The sequence below is a fragment of the Vreelandella halophila genome, from assembly GCF_019903425.1.
GTDB classification, from domain to species: Bacteria; Pseudomonadota; Gammaproteobacteria; order Pseudomonadales; family Oleiphilaceae; genus Halospina; species Halospina halophila.
In genome coordinates, this window is sequence record NZ_JACHUZ010000013.1 from 1,514,639 (window position 1) to 1,530,598 (window position 15,960).

10 protein-coding genes and 1 tRNA gene are annotated in these 15,960 nt (G+C 61.2%); 8 read left to right on the forward strand and 3 right to left on the reverse strand.

The features are described from left to right. Window positions 1-26 precede the first annotated feature (26 nt). Window positions 27-1,145, reverse strand: coding sequence for a CaiB/BaiF CoA transferase family protein (locus H4I92_RS11300; protein ID WP_077530695.1), 1,119 nt, complete (start codon window positions 1,143-1,145; stop codon window positions 27-29). A gap of 112 nt (window positions 1,146-1,257) precedes the next feature. Here H4I92_RS11300 and H4I92_RS11305 point away from each other — a divergent pair, with 112 nt between their 5' ends. Continuing rightward, window positions 1,258-2,268 carry an AraC family transcriptional regulator gene (locus tag H4I92_RS11305; RefSeq protein WP_077530696.1) on the forward strand — a complete coding sequence of 337 codons (1,011 nt, stop codon included), beginning with the start codon at window positions 1,258-1,260 and terminating at the stop codon, window positions 2,266-2,268. Here H4I92_RS11305 and H4I92_RS11310 read toward each other — a convergent pair. Further along, window positions 2,244-3,281 (reverse strand): GGDEF domain-containing protein, encoded by a 1,038-nt coding sequence (locus H4I92_RS11310; protein ID WP_077530697.1) that lies wholly within the window; start codon window positions 3,279-3,281, stop codon window positions 2,244-2,246. The genes H4I92_RS11305 and H4I92_RS11310 overlap by 25 nt on opposite strands. Before the next feature lie 593 nt (window positions 3,282-3,874). Here H4I92_RS11310 and H4I92_RS11315 point away from each other — a divergent pair. Both H4I92_RS11315 and H4I92_RS11320 read left to right on the forward strand, forming a co-directional pair. Continuing rightward, window positions 3,875-3,951, forward strand: a tRNA-Met gene (locus H4I92_RS11315). Window positions 3,952-4,232: 281 nt separating this feature from the next. Beyond that, window positions 4,233-6,257, forward strand: a complete 2,025-nt coding sequence (locus tag H4I92_RS11320) for a methyl-accepting chemotaxis protein (RefSeq protein ID WP_077530698.1) — start codon at window positions 4,233-4,235, stop codon at window positions 6,255-6,257. 74 nt (window positions 6,258-6,331) lie between these two features. Here H4I92_RS11320 and H4I92_RS11325 read toward each other — a convergent pair whose 3' ends face one another. Next, the gene (locus tag H4I92_RS11325; RefSeq protein ID WP_143512669.1) at window positions 6,332-7,081 is read right to left on the reverse strand and encodes a 5-oxoprolinase subunit PxpA; all 750 of its coding nucleotides are present in this window, start codon (window positions 7,079-7,081) and stop codon (window positions 6,332-6,334) included. Window positions 7,082-7,305: 224 nt separating this feature from the next. Here H4I92_RS11325 and H4I92_RS11330 point away from each other — a divergent pair, with 224 nt between their 5' ends. The 5 genes from H4I92_RS11330 (at window position 7,306) to H4I92_RS11350 (ending at window position 15,798) form a co-directional block, all read left to right on the forward strand. Next, the gene (locus H4I92_RS11330) at window positions 7,306-9,501 is read left to right on the forward strand and encodes a putative bifunctional diguanylate cyclase/phosphodiesterase (protein WP_077530700.1); all 2,196 of its coding nucleotides are present in this window, start codon (window positions 7,306-7,308) and stop codon (window positions 9,499-9,501) included. Window positions 9,502-9,618: 117 nt separating this feature from the next. Further along, the gene (locus H4I92_RS11335) at window positions 9,619-10,932 is read left to right on the forward strand and encodes a sensor domain-containing diguanylate cyclase (RefSeq protein WP_077530701.1); all 1,314 of its coding nucleotides are present in this window, start codon (window positions 9,619-9,621) and stop codon (window positions 10,930-10,932) included. A gap of 101 nt (window positions 10,933-11,033) precedes the next feature. After that, window positions 11,034-12,647 carry an FAD-binding oxidoreductase gene (locus H4I92_RS11340; RefSeq protein ID WP_077530702.1) on the forward strand — a complete coding sequence of 538 codons (1,614 nt, stop codon included), beginning with the start codon at window positions 11,034-11,036 and terminating at the stop codon, window positions 12,645-12,647. Next, window positions 12,644-14,242 (forward strand): glycerol-3-phosphate dehydrogenase/oxidase, encoded by a 1,599-nt coding sequence (locus H4I92_RS11345; protein WP_077530703.1) that lies wholly within the window; start codon window positions 12,644-12,646, stop codon window positions 14,240-14,242. Before H4I92_RS11340 ends, H4I92_RS11345 begins: the two co-directional genes overlap by 4 nt. Beyond that, complete coding sequence (locus H4I92_RS11350) at window positions 14,239-15,798, forward strand: FGGY-family carbohydrate kinase (protein WP_077530704.1); 1,560 nt, start codon at window positions 14,239-14,241, stop codon at window positions 15,796-15,798. Before H4I92_RS11345 ends, H4I92_RS11350 begins: the two co-directional genes overlap by 4 nt. Window positions 15,799-15,960 lie beyond the last annotated feature (162 nt).

A 15,960-nucleotide genomic window follows, 5' to 3' on the forward strand; every position in this document is an offset into this window, starting at 1 on the left:
TCGCTCGCGATCAGTTCCCGGGCAGGTTATTGGCCGGGGTTATCCGCGCCCAACGATCGCCCGATGAAGGCGCTCTCGCAGGGCGTGGCGCTGAACTTCAGCGGGTGGCCGATCTGCTTCTGGGTGGTGCCGTCACCGCGGTCCACCTCGATCACCATGTGCCGGGCCTGGATCTGGGGGTGCTCGGTGGCCTCGCTCAGGGTCAGGACCGGCTCCACACAGGCATCCTGCTCGCTGAAGATCTCCTGCCATTCCGCCAGCGTTTTTCCGCCAATGGCGTCCCGTAGTGCGCTCTTGAGCGTTTTCTGGTCCTCGGGTTTCGGGCTCAGCCCCTTGGCGGCCAGTTCCGGCAGGCCGATCACACTGAACAGCTGCTTCGCGAACGGTGGCTCCAGGCTGCCGACAGAGAGCCAGCGTCCGTCCGCCGTCTGGTAGTAGTCGTAGAAGGCACCGCCGTTGAGCATGCCGCCCTCCGGCTCCGGTTTCTCGCCGGCGGCCAGGCAGGCCGCGCCTGCCATGGCGTTCATAGCGAAGGCGGCATCCGTCATGCTGATGTCCACGTGCTGGCCCTCACCGGTCTGGCGTTGATGGGTCACTGCCGCGAGTATGCCCATGACGGCGTGATGGGAGCCCCCGGCCACATCCGCCACCTGGATGCCCAGAGGCGGTGGTCCGGTTTCTGCACGACCGCTGTAACTGGCTACACCGGAGAGCGCCAGATAGTTGATGTCATGCCCGGCCCGGTCGCGGTACGGGCCGCTCTGGCCATAGCCGGTGATGCTGCAGTAAACCAGCCCCGGGTTGATCGCCTTGAGGCTCTCGTAATCCAGCCCGAAACGTGCCATTACGCCGGGCCGGAACTGCTCCACCAGCACATCGTACTCGTGAATCCGCTCCTTCACCCAGGCCACAGCCTCCGGCTCCTTGAGGTTCAGCGTCATGCTGCGCTTGCCGCGGTTCAGGTAGGCGTGCGCGGTGGAGACGCCGCCGTCATGGGGCGGCGTCATGCGTGTGAGGTCCATGCGGTCCGGTGATTCCACCCGCAGGACCTCCGCGCCCATGTCCGCCAGCATCATGGTGGCATAGGGGCCCGGAAGCAGGGTGGAGAAGTCGAGTACCTTGAGCGATGTAAGCGGTCCCGTCATCAGGGTTTTGTCCTCTCTTGCGGATGGCTCTACCATACCCACCTGTGAACAGGCGTCCACCGGCGCCGGTGCTCAGATCCATTGACCAATCCGCTCACCGACACGGACGCCCATGGCACGTCTCACTGTCTCCGCCCATTTTGTAACCGCAGCCCTGGCCGGCGCCAGGCGGCAGGGATATGACACTCATGCCATGATGCGCGAGGCCGGGATTGAGCCTGAACTTATCGAGGAGGAACAGGCGCGGGTGACCGGTAACCAGTACACCCGGCTGATGCAGGTGATCTGGGCCACGATGAAGGATGAGTTCATGGGGTTCGCCCCGGCACGCAGCCGTCCCGGGACCTTCGCGACCCTGTGCCAGCTGGTGATCCACTGTGACAACCTGGACTGCGTGCTGCGCCGGGCCAGCCACTTCTACGGTCTGTTCGAGACGGGCATCACCATGCCGTTGAGCATCCGTGGTAAAGAGGCCCTGATCACGCTCGAGACGGAAGCACCGTTCAGCGAAGACAGTCACCACTTTCTCCGGGAATCGCTGTTGGTGATCTGGCACCGGCTCAGCTCCTGGCTCATTGGCCAGGGCATACCGTTGACCCGGGTCAGCTTTGACTACCCGGAGCCGGCCCACAGCCATGAATACCGGGGGATCTTCCATGCCCCGATGTTGTTCGAGCAGCCACAGACCGGCCTGGCCTTCCCGGTGCGTTACCTGCAGGAACCGGTGATCCGGGATGAGCTGGAGATGCGCCACTTCCTGATGACCTCGCCCGCGGACCTGATGGCCCGGCCGGACGACCGCAACAGCTACACCGCCCGTATCCGGGCCCTGATCGGGCGGGACTTCACCCAGCCCATACCGGATTTCGAGACTATCGCTCAGCAGCTCAACACCAGCCCCCAGACCCTGCGCCGGCGCCTGCGGGCGGAGAATACCTCGTTCCAGGAGATCAAGGACAACCTGCGGCGGGACATTGCCATCGTGCACCTCACGCGGGACCAGCTTGCCATCAACGAGATCGCCCATCGCGCGGGCTTCACGGAGACCTCCACTTTCCATCGGGCTTTCAAGAAGTGGACCGGGGTGACCCCCGGGGCCTACCGTTCGCGCTTCTGCTCGTAGAGTCGCTGGTCGGCGTAGCGCAGGAGGGCGCGGGAGTCCTCAAGGCCGGGCTGCTCATTGCCCGCCACGCCAACGCTGAAGGACAGCGGAATCCGGTGACCTTCCCATTGAAGGGGCTCTTTGGCTACACGCTCCTGAAGGCGGGCACCGATGTGAGTAGCGGCCTGTACGCTCTGGTTGGGCAGGACCACCACGAACTCATCCCCGGCAAAACGGAAGACGCTGTCGTCCTCGCGCACCTGGCGACGCAGGCACTCGCCCAGGTGGCACAGATACGCATCGCCGCACTCATGGCCGTAATCGTCATTGATCCGCTTGAAGTTGTCGCAGTCGATGAACAGCAGTGACAGTGGCATCTGATACCGGCGCGAACGGCTCAGTTCCTTCTGAAGGACCGTCTCCATCTCGCGGCGGTTGCGCAACCCGGTGAGGGCATCCCTGGTAGCCAGGCGGCGCAGCTGCTCCCGTGCCACGGCTGAATCAAGACCCATGGAGGCCTTCACCGCCAGCTGTTCCAGGAAAAAGGCGTCCATGTTGCGGCTGTATCGCCCCGCTGTGCGGGTGCCCAGCACCAGGCCTCCGGCGAGCCGATCCTCAACTTCCAGCGGCAGTATGGCCATTGAACGGATATCGGTCTGCCAAGCGGCCGGGATCAGGTGCTGATATCCCCGGGTATCCGGAATCAGCAGGGGCGTGCGGCTGCCGCCGGTCAGGTGGAGGTAATCCGCCGCCGGGGCCGTGACCAGCAGGCTCAGGGCGCCGTCCTCCGCCAGCATGGTGTGCAGTGGCTGGTTGGCCTCCACATCCGTGAGCACCAGCCAGACCTCATCAAGCTCGAAGCGTTCCCGTACCCGGTCTACCAGGCTGTCCACAAAGGCGGCGCAGTCCTGGCACCCCATGATTTCGCGCTCAATATCGAACAGGTTACGGGCGATCCGTTCATTGCGGCGGGCATGCTCGAGCAGGGACTCGAGGGAAATGTCATCAGGGTAGTGCTGGAAGGCTTCCGGCATGGCCGTGCGTCATCCCGTTATGTTGTACTGTACAGGCCGCATGAACGTTTCGTTGAAGCCTAGCATGGCTGGTTCCCGCCGTCAGTCCATCGCCTTCCGCGATGCCTCCGCATGACAACCTTATTCGCTGTGTGATTTGCGCCACATAAATGCCTGATTTAACGAAACATACAGTGAACAACATTTGTGCAATAGCGTGTTTTTAGGTTTTAAGTTATTGATATTAGGCAACGGTGACCAAGTGAATTGGTAATGAGTGGTGGCGGCTGCCTTCTTTGACACAAACGGATGCCGGTTTGGCCAAAGTGTAAGCGTGGAAGGGGTATAGAGTTTCAGGCGTAACGAAATGTAACTGCTAATACGGCAGGATTTGAAGATCTGGGACTTGTAACCCTTGAGCTGTCTTTGAACATTCCGAAAGAGGGGCTCTATCTCAACTTCATCTCCAACCTAGTAAAAGGTCTGTCTAACCAGGCCAGCCTCCGGGCTGGCCTTTTCAGTGGAAATCCGCCCCAAGCCCTTGACGGGCGGGGCGCGATTCCATAGGATACGCACCACATCGACGGGCCAAGGCCCAGCGGTGACAAAGCAGTTGCGGGGTGGAGCAGTCAGGTAGCTCGTCGGGCTCATAACCCGAAGGTCGTTGGTTCGAATCCAGCCCCCGCTACCAGATTCCAAAAAGGCAGATCAGTTATTTACTGGTTTGCCTTTTTTTGTTTCAGGCCTTCCGAGTCTCTGTGTCACAGGACCATGTGTTGCGTTTACCCCTGAAGCGATAGCCTTATTCCCTCTTTCTAGTAAGTCCACGCCCCCGTGATCTACCTCTTGGGTTGTCAGTTTCGGTTTTCCGAAGTTCCAGAGCTTGCTTGCTTCTAATCCCTGTGCATTATTGGGGGCAGATGAGCTGCCAACAGCTGCCCACTAACACTGTCTGCCACGGACCCCTCTGTAATGAACCTCCTCAACCGCCTTTCCATGCGGGGCAAACTCCTTGCCCTGGTCTGTCCTGCGCTGGCTGTGATCCTTTGGTTTGCAGCACTCAATATCCAGGAAAGTTACAGCAGTTATCGTGATGCTCAGGCGTTGAGCAGCATGATTGAGCTTGTCCAGGCGGGCGCGCCTGTTGTTGAGCAGTTGCAGAGAGAGCGGGGGCGTTCAGCGGTAGTCTTCGCCGCAGGTGCGAATTCCGGGGAGGCAGTTGATGCGATGAAAGCCCAGCGCCGAAGAACGGATGAAGCAATCAAGAGCTATCAGGAGGCACTCCGTCAGCTGCGCGCTGTCTATGAATTTCCGGACCGGATCGGGGCCAGTATCAATCAGACCACACGTCGTCTGGATGGCCTTTCGCAGGAGCGAGCCTCCATTGATGCGCAGCGCATTACGGCCGGTGAATCAGCGCAAGCCTACACCGGCATCATCATGGGGTTGCTGGATGGTGTTGGGCGTATTGTTCGACGCGCGACGGATCCGGGAATAACACGCTGGGTCTCTGCCTACTATCTAATGGCCAATGCGAGCGAGATGGCAGGTCGTGAGCGTGCGGCCGGGGCCAGCATGATCCGTTCAGGGGATTTCAAACAAACGGGGTTCGCACGTATTGCGGGTCTCCACGGGAAACAGGAGGCGCTTTTCCGGCAGGCAGGAGAGAGGCTTGGCAGTGACGAACGCAGTGCGCTTTCCGAGAAGCTGAACAACCCTGAAGAAGCTGCTATGGACGGGCTTCGGAACCAGCTCCTTAAGGGGGAAGCGGGTATTTCGAGCCTCAGTGCCGAGCAGTGGTTCCGTACCGCAACGCGGCGTATTGAGGCACTCAACGGCATTGGCGATGGCCTGTTGGAGAAGGTGGACAGCCGCACCAGCTCCCTTCTTGGCAATGCCCGTGGTGCGCTTATCAGTACTTCATCGGTGACACTGGCGGCCATTGGTCTGGTTGTCCTGCTGTTTGTGGTGATCGCCCAGGGCATCAACCGTCAGGTGGGGCGTCTTGTCAATGGGCTGCGTTCTGCCATGGAACAGAAGGACCTGAGCACCCAGATCCCGGTGGAGACGCAGGACGAGATAGGAACCATAAGTGCCACCATTAATGACCTTTTCGGGCGCTTCGGGGAGGCCCTGCGCCGGATCGACCAGGCCAGCGTACAGCTGGCGACAGCCACGGAAGAGACCAGTTCAACGGCGGATCAGAATGCAACCCAGGTTAGGAATCAGCAGCAGAATATCGAACAGGTGGCGGCCTCGACAGAGGAGATGTCCTCCACCTCGGAGGAGATTTCGCAGAACACTCAGCAAGTGGCGGATGCTGCCAACAATGCCACGGACAAGAGCCGGAGTGGAGAGCAGGCATTGCGCAGCAGTGTCGAGCGGATTACCAGCCTCGCCAGTTCTGTTGAGAACGTGAACACCGTGATTAATGAGCTGGAGCAGCGCAGCGGCTCCATTACCGAGATGATTGAGGTGATACGGCAGGTGGCGGATCAAACCAATCTGCTGGCGCTCAATGCGGCCATTGAGGCGGCCCGGGCGGGCGAGCATGGGCGAGGGTTCGCAGTGGTGGCTGATGAGGTGCGGAATCTTGCGAAAAAGACGCAGGAGTCCACGACTGAGATCGAGAGCATCATCAGTGGTTTCCAGGAGATAACGGACAATGCGAGCCGGTCGGTGAAGGAGAGTCATGCGCTTGCCAACCAGACCCGTGAGCAGGCTGCCGACCTCGAGCAGACGCTGGCGGACATTCTCAGTGACGTGAATCGCATCAACGATATGAGCACGCAGATCGCGACCGCCTCCGAGGAGCAGGTTACCGTGACCCGCGAGCTTGCGGGGAGTATGGAATCCATCAGTGAGTCAGCGATACAGACTCTGAACGGTTCCGAAGAGATATCCAGGGTTTCCTCGGAACAGGCCGAATTGGCTAGAGAGCTTCAGGATATGGCGAATGAGTTCAGGGTTCCAAAGCAGCCTGGAGAGGGTCACTGATCATGACCTTTCGATGCTCGATCCACTCCAGCTGACTTGTGGCATCAAAAGCGTTAGCGGGGTTCATGGTCCCATCATGGCGCTGGCGGGTGGATAGCATCGCGGATGCGGCGGATAGCGCCGATGGACTCCGGGTTGTCGCCATGGACGCAAAGGGTGTCGGCTTCCAGGACCAGCGCTCCGCCGCCGCTGGTGGTGAGTGTCTCGCCCCGGGCGATCCGGCGCGCCTGTTCGATGATGGCTTCAGGTTTGCCGTGTACGGCACCCGGTTCTCTCCGGCTGAGCAGGTGGCCGTCATCGTCGTAGACGCGGTCGGCAAAGGCTTCCAGCCAGAGGGGGATGCCATGGGCAGCGGCCAGGGAGCGGACCGGATGGTTGTCACGGGTGGACAGGACCATGAGCGCCAGCCCCGGGTCGAATGCTTTAACCGCGCGCATGACCGCGGCCAGGATGTCGTGGTTTTTCATCATGTCGTTGTAAAGTGCCCCGTGCGGTTTGACGTAACGCACATCCGTGCCGGCCGCACGGCAGAAGGCACTCAGGGCTCCGATCTGGTAGAGCACGAGGTTTTCGATCTCATCCGCTGAACAGGCCATGGAGCGCCGGCCGAACCCCATCAGGTCCGGGTAAGCGGGGTGGGCGCCGATGGTGACGCCATGGTTAACAGCCAGCTGAACGGTCCGCCGCATGTGGTCCTGGTCAGACGCATGGAAGCCGCAGGCCACGTTGGCCAGATCCACCATGGGCATGACGGACTCGTCCATGCCCATCGCCCAGGGACCAAAGCTTTCGCCCATGTCCGCATTCAGTCGCAGTCCTGTCACGGTTGTTTTATTACCTCAGCGTTGGAGATCAGTGCGGCACACCTCAAGGATACTGCAATCGGAAGGGGGCGGGAAAAGTAAGGGCCCGACGCCATGGCAAACGCAATTGCTGAAGCCGTTAATGGTGGAGTGGTGGTCTGGGAGCTTGTCTCTTGAGAATTATCAGCTACAGATTATGGCGTGTACGATGATTCTCAACGAACAGAATCCTGGATAGCCAATCAATGACCGTGCAGCAGCCGCTTTTCCAGACTCAGCAGAAAATCCAGGAAATGATTGCGGAGCACAGACCTCTGGACGAGGTCCTTACCGAGATTACGCGCTTTGCTGAGGAGATGCTGCCGGGCGCTCTGGTGTCGCTCATGTGCTATGACGGTGAGCGCGGCACCATCAGTCTCGTACCCAATGACCGTTTCTCCCTCCGTTTTACCGAAGCCATGAGTGACGTGCCCGTGGGTGCGGATGTGGGGGCCTGCGGTAGTGCCGCCTACCACCGTTCCACGATAGTGACTCCCGATATCCAGACGGATTTCCGTTGGGAGGGATACCGTTCGGTTGCACTGGACGAGGGGCTGAGAGCTTGCTGGTCTGTGCCCATCCAGTCCTCGGAAGGCGATGTGCTTCTGGGGACTTTCGCCACCTATTATCACGAGCCCACTAGCCCCTCAGAGGCGGATCTCTTCAATCTACAGCAGGCAGCCGCCCTGGCAGCGCTGGCCATTGTGAGGGAGCAGGATCTGCGCCGGTACCGGGACCTGACGGCGCGCTATCAGTCCCTCTATGAACATCACCCGGATGGCGTCTATGAATTTGACCTTCAGGGCTATCTTCAGCGTGGTAACGAGGCCTTTGCGCGCATTATCGGCTACTCGCAGCAGCAGTACCAAGGGCATCATTTCAATGAGTTTGTGGCTCCTGAATTCCAGGAGTTGACCCTCAGAGCGTTTGAGCAGGCATGGGCCGGGGGACGGCTTACCTATGAAACGCGGGGTATTTTCCCCAGCGGTGAACCTTATGATCTGGAAGTGACCAACTTCCCTGTGATTGTGGATGGTGAGATTGTCGGCGTGTTCGGTATCTGTCGGGACATCACTGACCGCAAGGAGCAGGAACGCCAGATCGCCTATCATGCCACCTACGATGTCGTGACTGGATTGTTCAACCGGGTGGCCTTTGAGGAATGGCTGCTGGGCGCTCTGCGCGGGGCTCGGAAGAACGGGGCGCTGGTTGCCGTGATGTATCTGGACCTGGACGGTTTCAAGCCGATCAATGAAGGCTTTGGTCACCGAATGGGCAACACGCTGTTGCAGGGCGTTGCAGAACGTCTCCAGGAGCTGATTGATACTGACACTGTTCTCTCGCGGCTTGTGGCGGATGAATTTGTTCTGCTGCTGCCGGATGCTGGCAGTACCGGGCAGGTGGAGCGGCTGGCTTCCGAGATTCTTGAGGCTCTCAGCCGACCCTTCGAGGTGGAGGGAAGAGCGCTGCATCTGAGTGCGAGCGCTGGGCTTGCTCTGGATGATGGGAGAGCACAGGCGCCGATTCTGATCCAGCATGCCGACATCGCCATGGAGGCGGCCAAGAGCCGGGGGATGAACACCTGGCACTGGTACGAGGATGAGCGCCGCCCGGCTACCCAGGATGAAATTCTGCTGCGTCATGATCTACGGCTGGCCCTGGACCGGAACGAACTGGAACTGCACTATCAGCCACTGGTTGATGCTGTAACCGGTGAATGGCACGGGGTGGAGGCACTGGTACGGTGGCATCATCCGGAACGGGGCATGATCTCTCCCAGTGTCTTCATTCCGTTGGCTGAGCAGACCGGGCAGATCATCGAGGTTGGTCGTTGGGTGCTCAGGCGTGCCTGCGAGGACGGAATTAAGCGCTGGCGGGAGGGCTACAGGGTTGTGCCTGCATCGGTGAACATTTCCACCATGCAGTTCCGCCGCCGCAATTTTGTGGAAGAAGTCGAAGGTATTCTGGCGGAAACCGGCCTGCCTGGCCATCTGCTGGAGCTGGAAGTGACCGAGGGCGTATTGATGGAGGATGCCCGCGAGACCATCGAGCTGATGAAGCAGCTCAAGGCGCTGGGCGTCAGTGTCTCCATCGACGACTTCGGAACCGGCTACTCCAGCCTGCGTTACCTTCGGGATCTGCCTGCCAGCAAGGTCAAGCTCGATATTTCCTTCATCCGCGATATCCTCACCAATCCCGACAACATGGCGATCGTCCAGGGCATCATCACCATGGCCCACCACATGGGGCTGAAGGTGGTGGCAGAGGGGATTGAGACCGAGCAACAGCGTGACGACCTCATCGCCCGTGGATGCGATCTTCTTCAGGGATTCCTGTTCTCCAGGGCTCTGCCCCTTGCTGAAATGGATTTTCTGCCCGACCGGTTTCCTGATCGCAGCTGAAAAATGTGCATTTGCGATTTTGTAATCATGCTACGTTACGTATTATCCACACTTTAATCGCTGTGTGGCTTGCGTACATTAAAGGGCATTGGTTTATCCGGGCTACTGGAGTGAACTATGGAGCAGTCCCCGGCTTCTGGAGATCGGGTTTCCGCACTTGAAACCATTATTGATGTCGCTGAGCTTGGGACCTGGATCTGGAATGTGCAGACCGGGGAGACCGAGTTCAATGAGTATTGGGCCCGGATGCTGGGGTACACACTGGATGAGCTTGGGCCCACCTCCATTGAGACATGGCTGGATGTTCTCAATGACGAGGATCGTCCTGTGTCGGAACGGGCATTGAGTGCGCATTTCGAAGGGCGAGCCTCTGTCTATGACTGCGAAGTGCGTTTGTACCATCGGGATGGTCGCCTGATCTGGGTCCGGGATTTCGGCCGGGTGGTCAGCTGGACGTCGGATGGCCTGCCCGAGTGGGTGAGTGGGGCCCACCTCGACATCACCTCACACAAGGATCTGGAGCAGAGCCTGCGCGCCGAGTCGGAGGCCAACCGTGAGCTGGTCCAGACGCTCGAGAGAGCCCAGGAAATCGGCAATCTCGGATACTGGAAAGCCAACCCCGGGACAGGCTATCTGTACTGGTCGAAAAAAGTCTTCGAGATTTTCGGAGTTTGCAGCGAAACATTTGTGCCCTCTGTGGATGTGTTCAGGGCCTTTGTACATCCGGACGATCTGGCACTTGTCGACGCCAGGGAAGCGCAGGCCAGGCAGGCCGGCCTGTTTGATGTGGAGCACCGCATTATTCGACCGGATGGCACAGTACGATGGGTCCAGGAGCGTGGGGATTACACGCCCCATGGTAATAACCAGCTTTTCATTGGCACCGTCAGGGATATTACCGAGCAGAAGGAACAGGAAGCCCGCCTGCGGGAATTGTCGTTGACAGACCCACTTACCCATATCCACAACCGCCGGGTATTCATGGAGAGGCTCACGGGGAGCTATGAGCTGTTTCACCGGCGGGGCATTCCAACGGCCGTGATCATGCTGGATATTGATCACTTCAAAGCCGTCAACGACACCTATGGCCATGGTGTGGGCGATGCCGTGATCAAGCGCGTAGCACAAACCCTGACCGATGGCGTGCGGGAGAGCGATGTGCCCTGTCGTATCGGGGGGGAGGAGTTCGGTCTGTTGTTGCCGGGAACCGAGATCGCTGAGGCGCGGGAGCTGGCTGAACGCCTGCGAAGTGAGATTGCGGAGCAGTCGTATGCTCTGGACCAGCGTGGGACTTTACGGATAACGCTGACTGTCGGGATCAGTGTGTTTCTCGAGCAGGATGAGCATCCCGAGCAGGCCTTGCAGCGAGCCGATGCGGCCCTCTACCAGGGCAAGGCGAATGGCCGTAACAGGGTTGTGGCGCGCACCTGAGCAGTCATGTCTTAGAGCAAAAACTCTAAACCTGATGGACAACCGGATGGACGATGGTGTATCACAGGCTGCAAGCAAAAGCCTGAATGGAGACCCATCACATGCGACGCTGGAACGGCTGGGGTGACGCCAGCTTCCACCTGCCACTGCCGCCGGTGGGGCAGGATTTTCTGAAAGCCCGTATTGGCACTGCCTCGCCACTGCCCGAAGCCACACTTGAACAGGTGTGCGCCCGGGTGCCTGAATCCCGCATTCCAGAATGCCAGGGTGTCTATACAGATGCCGAGACCCGCGTGCGCCACGCCCGGGGTCAGAGTCTGGCGGACTGGCTGGCCATGCGCGGCGGGGATTTTGGGGTATTTCCGGATGCCGTGGCGCTGCCCGAGCACAGCGAGGAGGTGACGGAGCTTCTGGAATGGGCGCGGGAACGGGATCTTGTGGTGATTCCCTACGGGGGTGGCACCAGCGTGGCCGGGCATATCAACCCCGCCGATTCCGGCAGGCCCATCCTCACACTCTCCCTGGAGCGCATGAACCGCCTCCTGGACCTGGACGCCGAGAGCCAGATCGCCACTTTCGGGGCCGGCACGCCAGGGCCGCTGGTGGAGTCCCAGCTTCTGGCCCATGGCTATACCCTGGGCCATTTTCCGCAGTCCTTTGAACTGTCCACCATCGGCGGCTGGGTCGCCAGCCGCTCTAGTGGTCAGCAGTCACTGCATTATGGTCGCATCGAGCAGCTCTTCGCGGGTGGCCGCGTGGAGACCTTCAAGGGTTCCTGGCAGATCCCGACCTTCCCTGCCTCCGCCGCCGGCCCGGACCCGCGCGAGATGGTGCTGGGCTCGGAAGGCCGCTTCGGCGTGATCACCGAGGTGAAGGTCCGCGTCACGCCGGTGGCGGATCATGAATCCTTCCACGTGCTGTTCTTCCCGGACTGGGACAGGGCACGCCTGTGTGCCCGCCAGCTGGTGCAGAACCGCACGCCGCTTTCCATGCTGCGGTTGAGCAACACGGTGGAAACGGAAACCCAGCTGGCGCTGGCTGGCCACCCGGGAATGATAGGGATGCTGGAGCGCTATCTGGGCTGGCGCGGGGCAGGCAAGGGCAAGTGCATGATGACCATCGGGCTAACGGGCACAAAAGCGCAGTGCCGTACCGGGCTGCGTGAGCTGAAGCGGATCAGCCGGCGCCAGAATGGCGTCTATACCGGTACCTACCTCGGCAGGAAGTGGGAGCAGAAGCGCTTCACCATGCCCTACCTGCGCGAGACGTTGTGGGAGCAGGGCTACGCCGTGGATACCCTGGAAACCGCCACGGACTGGGACAACGTGGATGCCCTGATGGAGCGCATCGAGACCACACTGCGGGAAGGCCTTCAGCCCGAGGGCGAACCGGTGCATGTGTTCACGCATCTGTCCCACGTCTACGGCCAGGGCTGCAGCATCTACACCACCTACGTCTTCCGCTGCGCGGAAAGCTACGAGGCCACCCATGAACGCTGGGCCCGGCTCAAGCAGGCGGCCTCCCGGGTGATCGTGAACAACCGGGGGACCATCAGCCATCAGCACGGGGTGGGGAAGGACCATGCGCCTTACCTGCCCACCGAGAAGGGGCCAGTGACGATCGGCATGCTGGATGCCATGAGCCGCCATATGGACCCCGATCAGCGCCTGGCTCCTGGTGTATTGCTGCAGGATGAGTCGGAGGCGCAGGTATGACGGATGTGAGCAGTATCCATGAAAACCGCGGTGACGTGGCGGCCATTCTGGCTCAGGACGACCCCTGGGATATGGTCATCATCGGTGGCGGCATCACCGGCGCCGGCATCCTGCGCGAGGCCGCCCGGGAAGGCTATCGTGCCCTGCTGGTGGAGCAGCGTGACTTCGCCTGGGGCACCTCCAGCCGTTCCTCCAAGATGGTCCATGGCGGTCTGCGTTACCTGGCCAGCGGCGATTACCGCCTGACCCGGGACGCGGTGCATGAGCGGGAACGCATGATGAACGAAGCCCCGGGCTTAGTGGACAACCTCTACTACATCATGCCGCACTTCCGGCGCCAGTTCCCGGGGCCGGGTCTGTTCGGGGTGCTGCTGCGGCTCTATGACTTCCTGGCCCAGCGCCGGACCCGGCGTTTCTTTCCGGGCGAGTCCGTTCTGCGCTGGGTGCCGGGGCTGCGCCGTGAGGGGCTGCGAGGCGGCACGCGTTTCTCGGATGCGGTGACCGATGACGCCCGCCTGGTGCTGCGCATCCTTCAGGAGGCCACAAACGCCGGGGGCAGGGCGGTCAACTACGTGCGGGCTGAGTCCGTGACACCGCCGGCTGACAGCGGTGAAGGGCGCGTGACCGTGCATGATGAACTGGCTGACAGAGATTACGAGTTGCGGGCAAAGCACATTGTCCACGCCACCGGCGCCTGGACGGATCGCCTGCGCAGCCAGCTTGGTGGCGAACAGCGCATCCGCCCCCTGCGCGGCAGCCATCTGGTGTTCCCGTTCTGGAAGCTGCCGGTTTCGGTGAGTCTCTCGCTCATCCATCCCAGGGACCACCGCCCCATGTTCGTCTACCCTTGGGAAGGGGTGACCGTGGTCGGCACCACGGACCTGGACCATGAAGAAGACCTCCAGAAGGAGGCGGTGCTCAGCCGGGACGAACTGGAATACCTGCTGGAAGCCGTACACAACGCCTTCCCGGATGCGCACCTGGATGAGGCGGACCTGATCAGCACCTGGTCCGGTGTGCGGCCGGTGGTGTCCGACAACGGCGGACGGAAGAAGAAACCTTCGAAAGAGAAACGTGAACACGTTATCTGGAACGACCAGGGGGTAATCAGTGTTGCCGGCGGCAAGCTGACCACCTTCCGGCTGATCGCGCTGGAAGTTCTGGACCATGTGCGCACGGACAACGGCATCCGCCGGGCGCTGGATGAGCGTGTCTTCCAGCCGGCACCGGCGATGGCCCGTCCCCATGCGCTGACGGCCTGGCAGTGGCGGCGCCTCCGTGGCCATTACGGCAGCCGGGTGGAGGAGGTTCTCGATGCTGGGCCCCTGGTGCCCATCGGTCATACCGATACCCTGCTGGCGGAGCTGGTCTGGAGCTGCCGGAATGAGCGGATCGGGCATCTGGATGACCTGCTGCTGCGCCGGACCCGCCTGGGGCTGCTGCTGCCGCAGGGGGGTGAGCCATGGCTGGAGCTTATCCGTGAGCACTGCCAGGCGGCACTGGGATGGGATGATGACCGCTGGCAGCAGGAGTGCACGCGCTATCGTGAGCTCTGGCGTGCAAGCTATCACCTGCCGCCGGAGTCCGGGGCATGAGCACTGGGTCGCTCATCCTTGCCCTGGACAATGGTACCCAGAGCACCCGGGCGCTGCTGTTCAATGCCCGGGGAGAGCTGGTGGGCAAGGGGCGGGACGAGATCGAACCCTACCGCTCCCCGGAGCCGGGCTGGGCGGAGCAGGATCCGGACTATTACTGGCAGAGTATTGGCCGGGCCTGCGCGGAGCTCTGGGAAAACACGGCCGCCTCCCCGGAAGCCGTTGCGGGCGTGGCCCTGACAACCCAGCGTGGCACCGTGGTGAACCTGGATACCAGCGGCGTTCCCCTGCGCCCGGCGATTGTCTGGCTGGACCAGCGCCGTGCCCCCGGCCCCGTGCGGATACCGCCTTTCTGGCGTGTGGTGCTCGGGCTGCTGGGCCTGTCCGGAACCATCCAGAAGCTGGGCGAACAGACCCAGGCCAACTGGATCGCCCACAACCAGCCGGATGTCTGGGCCCGGACCCGCCACTACCTGTTGCTCTCCGGGTATCTCAACTGGCGGCTGACCGGGCGCTTCGTGGATTCCACGGGCAGCCAGGTGGGCTACCTGCCATTCGACTACAAACGCCATGACTGGTGCCGGCCGAATGACCTTAAGTGGCAGCTGATGGCGGTGAAGCGCGGCATGCTGCCGGAGCTGGTCCGGCCCGGGGAACGGATGGGTGACCTCACACCGGAGGCGGCAACCCATCTTGGGCTGCCCGCCGGTGTTCCGGTGCTGGCGGCTGCCTCCGACAAAGCCTGCGAGATACTGGGCTGCGGTGGCCTTTCACCGGAAACGGCCTGTATGAGCTATGGCACCACGGCCACCATCAACACTACCAACACCCGTTACGTAGAGCCGACCCGCTTTCTGCCGCCTTACCCCTCCGCCGTACCGGGGCGTTATTCCGGAGAGGTGATGATCTACCGGGGCTTCTGGATGGTGAGCTGGTTCAAGCGCCAGTTCGGGCACCGGGAGCAGGCGATTGCCGAGGAGCGGGGCATTGCCCCGGAGGCGCTTTTTGATGAGCTGGTGCGCGAGGTGCCGCCAGGTTCCATGGGCCTGATGCTGCAGCCGTACTGGTCACCGGGCGTGCGTCAGCCGGGGCCTGAAGCCAAGGGGGCAATCATCGGCTTCGGGGATGTGCATACCCGAGCCCATATCTACCGGGCCATCCTGGAGGGATTGGCCTATGCATTGCGTGAGGGCATGGAGCGGCTTGAGCGGCGCAACCGTGTGCCGGTGGAATGCCTGCGCGTGGCGGGAGGAGGCTCCCAGAGCAGCGAGGCCCTGCAGTTGACGGCTGACATATTCGGTCTGCCGGCAGAGCGCCCCCATACCTTCGAGACCTCGGGCCTAGGGGCCGCGATCAATGCGGCAGTCGGGCTGGGCTGGTATGGGGATTACGATTCGGCGGTGGCGGCGATGACCCGGGTGGGGGAGCGGTTTGAGCCGGATCCGGAGCGCCAAGCGCTGTATGACCGGCTTTATCGGGAGGTGTATCAGCGGATGTATTCGAGGTTGTCACCGCTTTATCACCGTATCCGGGATATTACCGGGTATCCGGAATAAAAAAGGCGGACCATGGGTCCGCCTGAAGAAGAAGTCTTAGGGAAGAATGAAAAGCCTGAAAAATTCATAATCCCTGGGATCCTGTGCAGTGCCCGGCCACTGGCGGAAGTACTGCTGTCTCTTCCGCCCCGGGGGATACTGCTCAAATCCACATGATCAGTA

Bases quoted from the DNA above. Each gene is read 5' to 3' on its own strand.
- H4I92_RS11340 (WP_077530702.1), top strand. From the start codon at position 11,034: ATGCGACGCTGGAACGGCTGGGGTGACGCCAGCTTCCACCTGCCACTG.
- H4I92_RS11300 (WP_077530695.1), bottom strand. From the start codon at position 1,145: ATGACGGGACCGCTTACATCGCTCAAGGTACTCGACTTCTCCACCCTG.
- H4I92_RS11335 (WP_077530701.1), top strand. From the start codon at position 9,619: ATGGAGCAGTCCCCGGCTTCTGGAGATCGGGTTTCCGCACTTGAAACC.
- H4I92_RS11345 (WP_077530703.1), top strand. From the start codon at position 12,644: ATGACGGATGTGAGCAGTATCCATGAAAACCGCGGTGACGTGGCGGCC.
- H4I92_RS11305 (WP_077530696.1), top strand. From the start codon at position 1,258: ATGGCACGTCTCACTGTCTCCGCCCATTTTGTAACCGCAGCCCTGGCC.
- H4I92_RS11350 (WP_077530704.1), top strand. From the start codon at position 14,239: ATGAGCACTGGGTCGCTCATCCTTGCCCTGGACAATGGTACCCAGAGC.
- H4I92_RS11320 (WP_077530698.1), top strand. From the start codon at position 4,233: ATGAACCTCCTCAACCGCCTTTCCATGCGGGGCAAACTCCTTGCCCTG.
- H4I92_RS11310 (WP_077530697.1), bottom strand. From the start codon at position 3,281: ATGCCGGAAGCCTTCCAGCACTACCCTGATGACATTTCCCTCGAGTCC.
- H4I92_RS11330 (WP_077530700.1), top strand. From the start codon at position 7,306: ATGACCGTGCAGCAGCCGCTTTTCCAGACTCAGCAGAAAATCCAGGAA.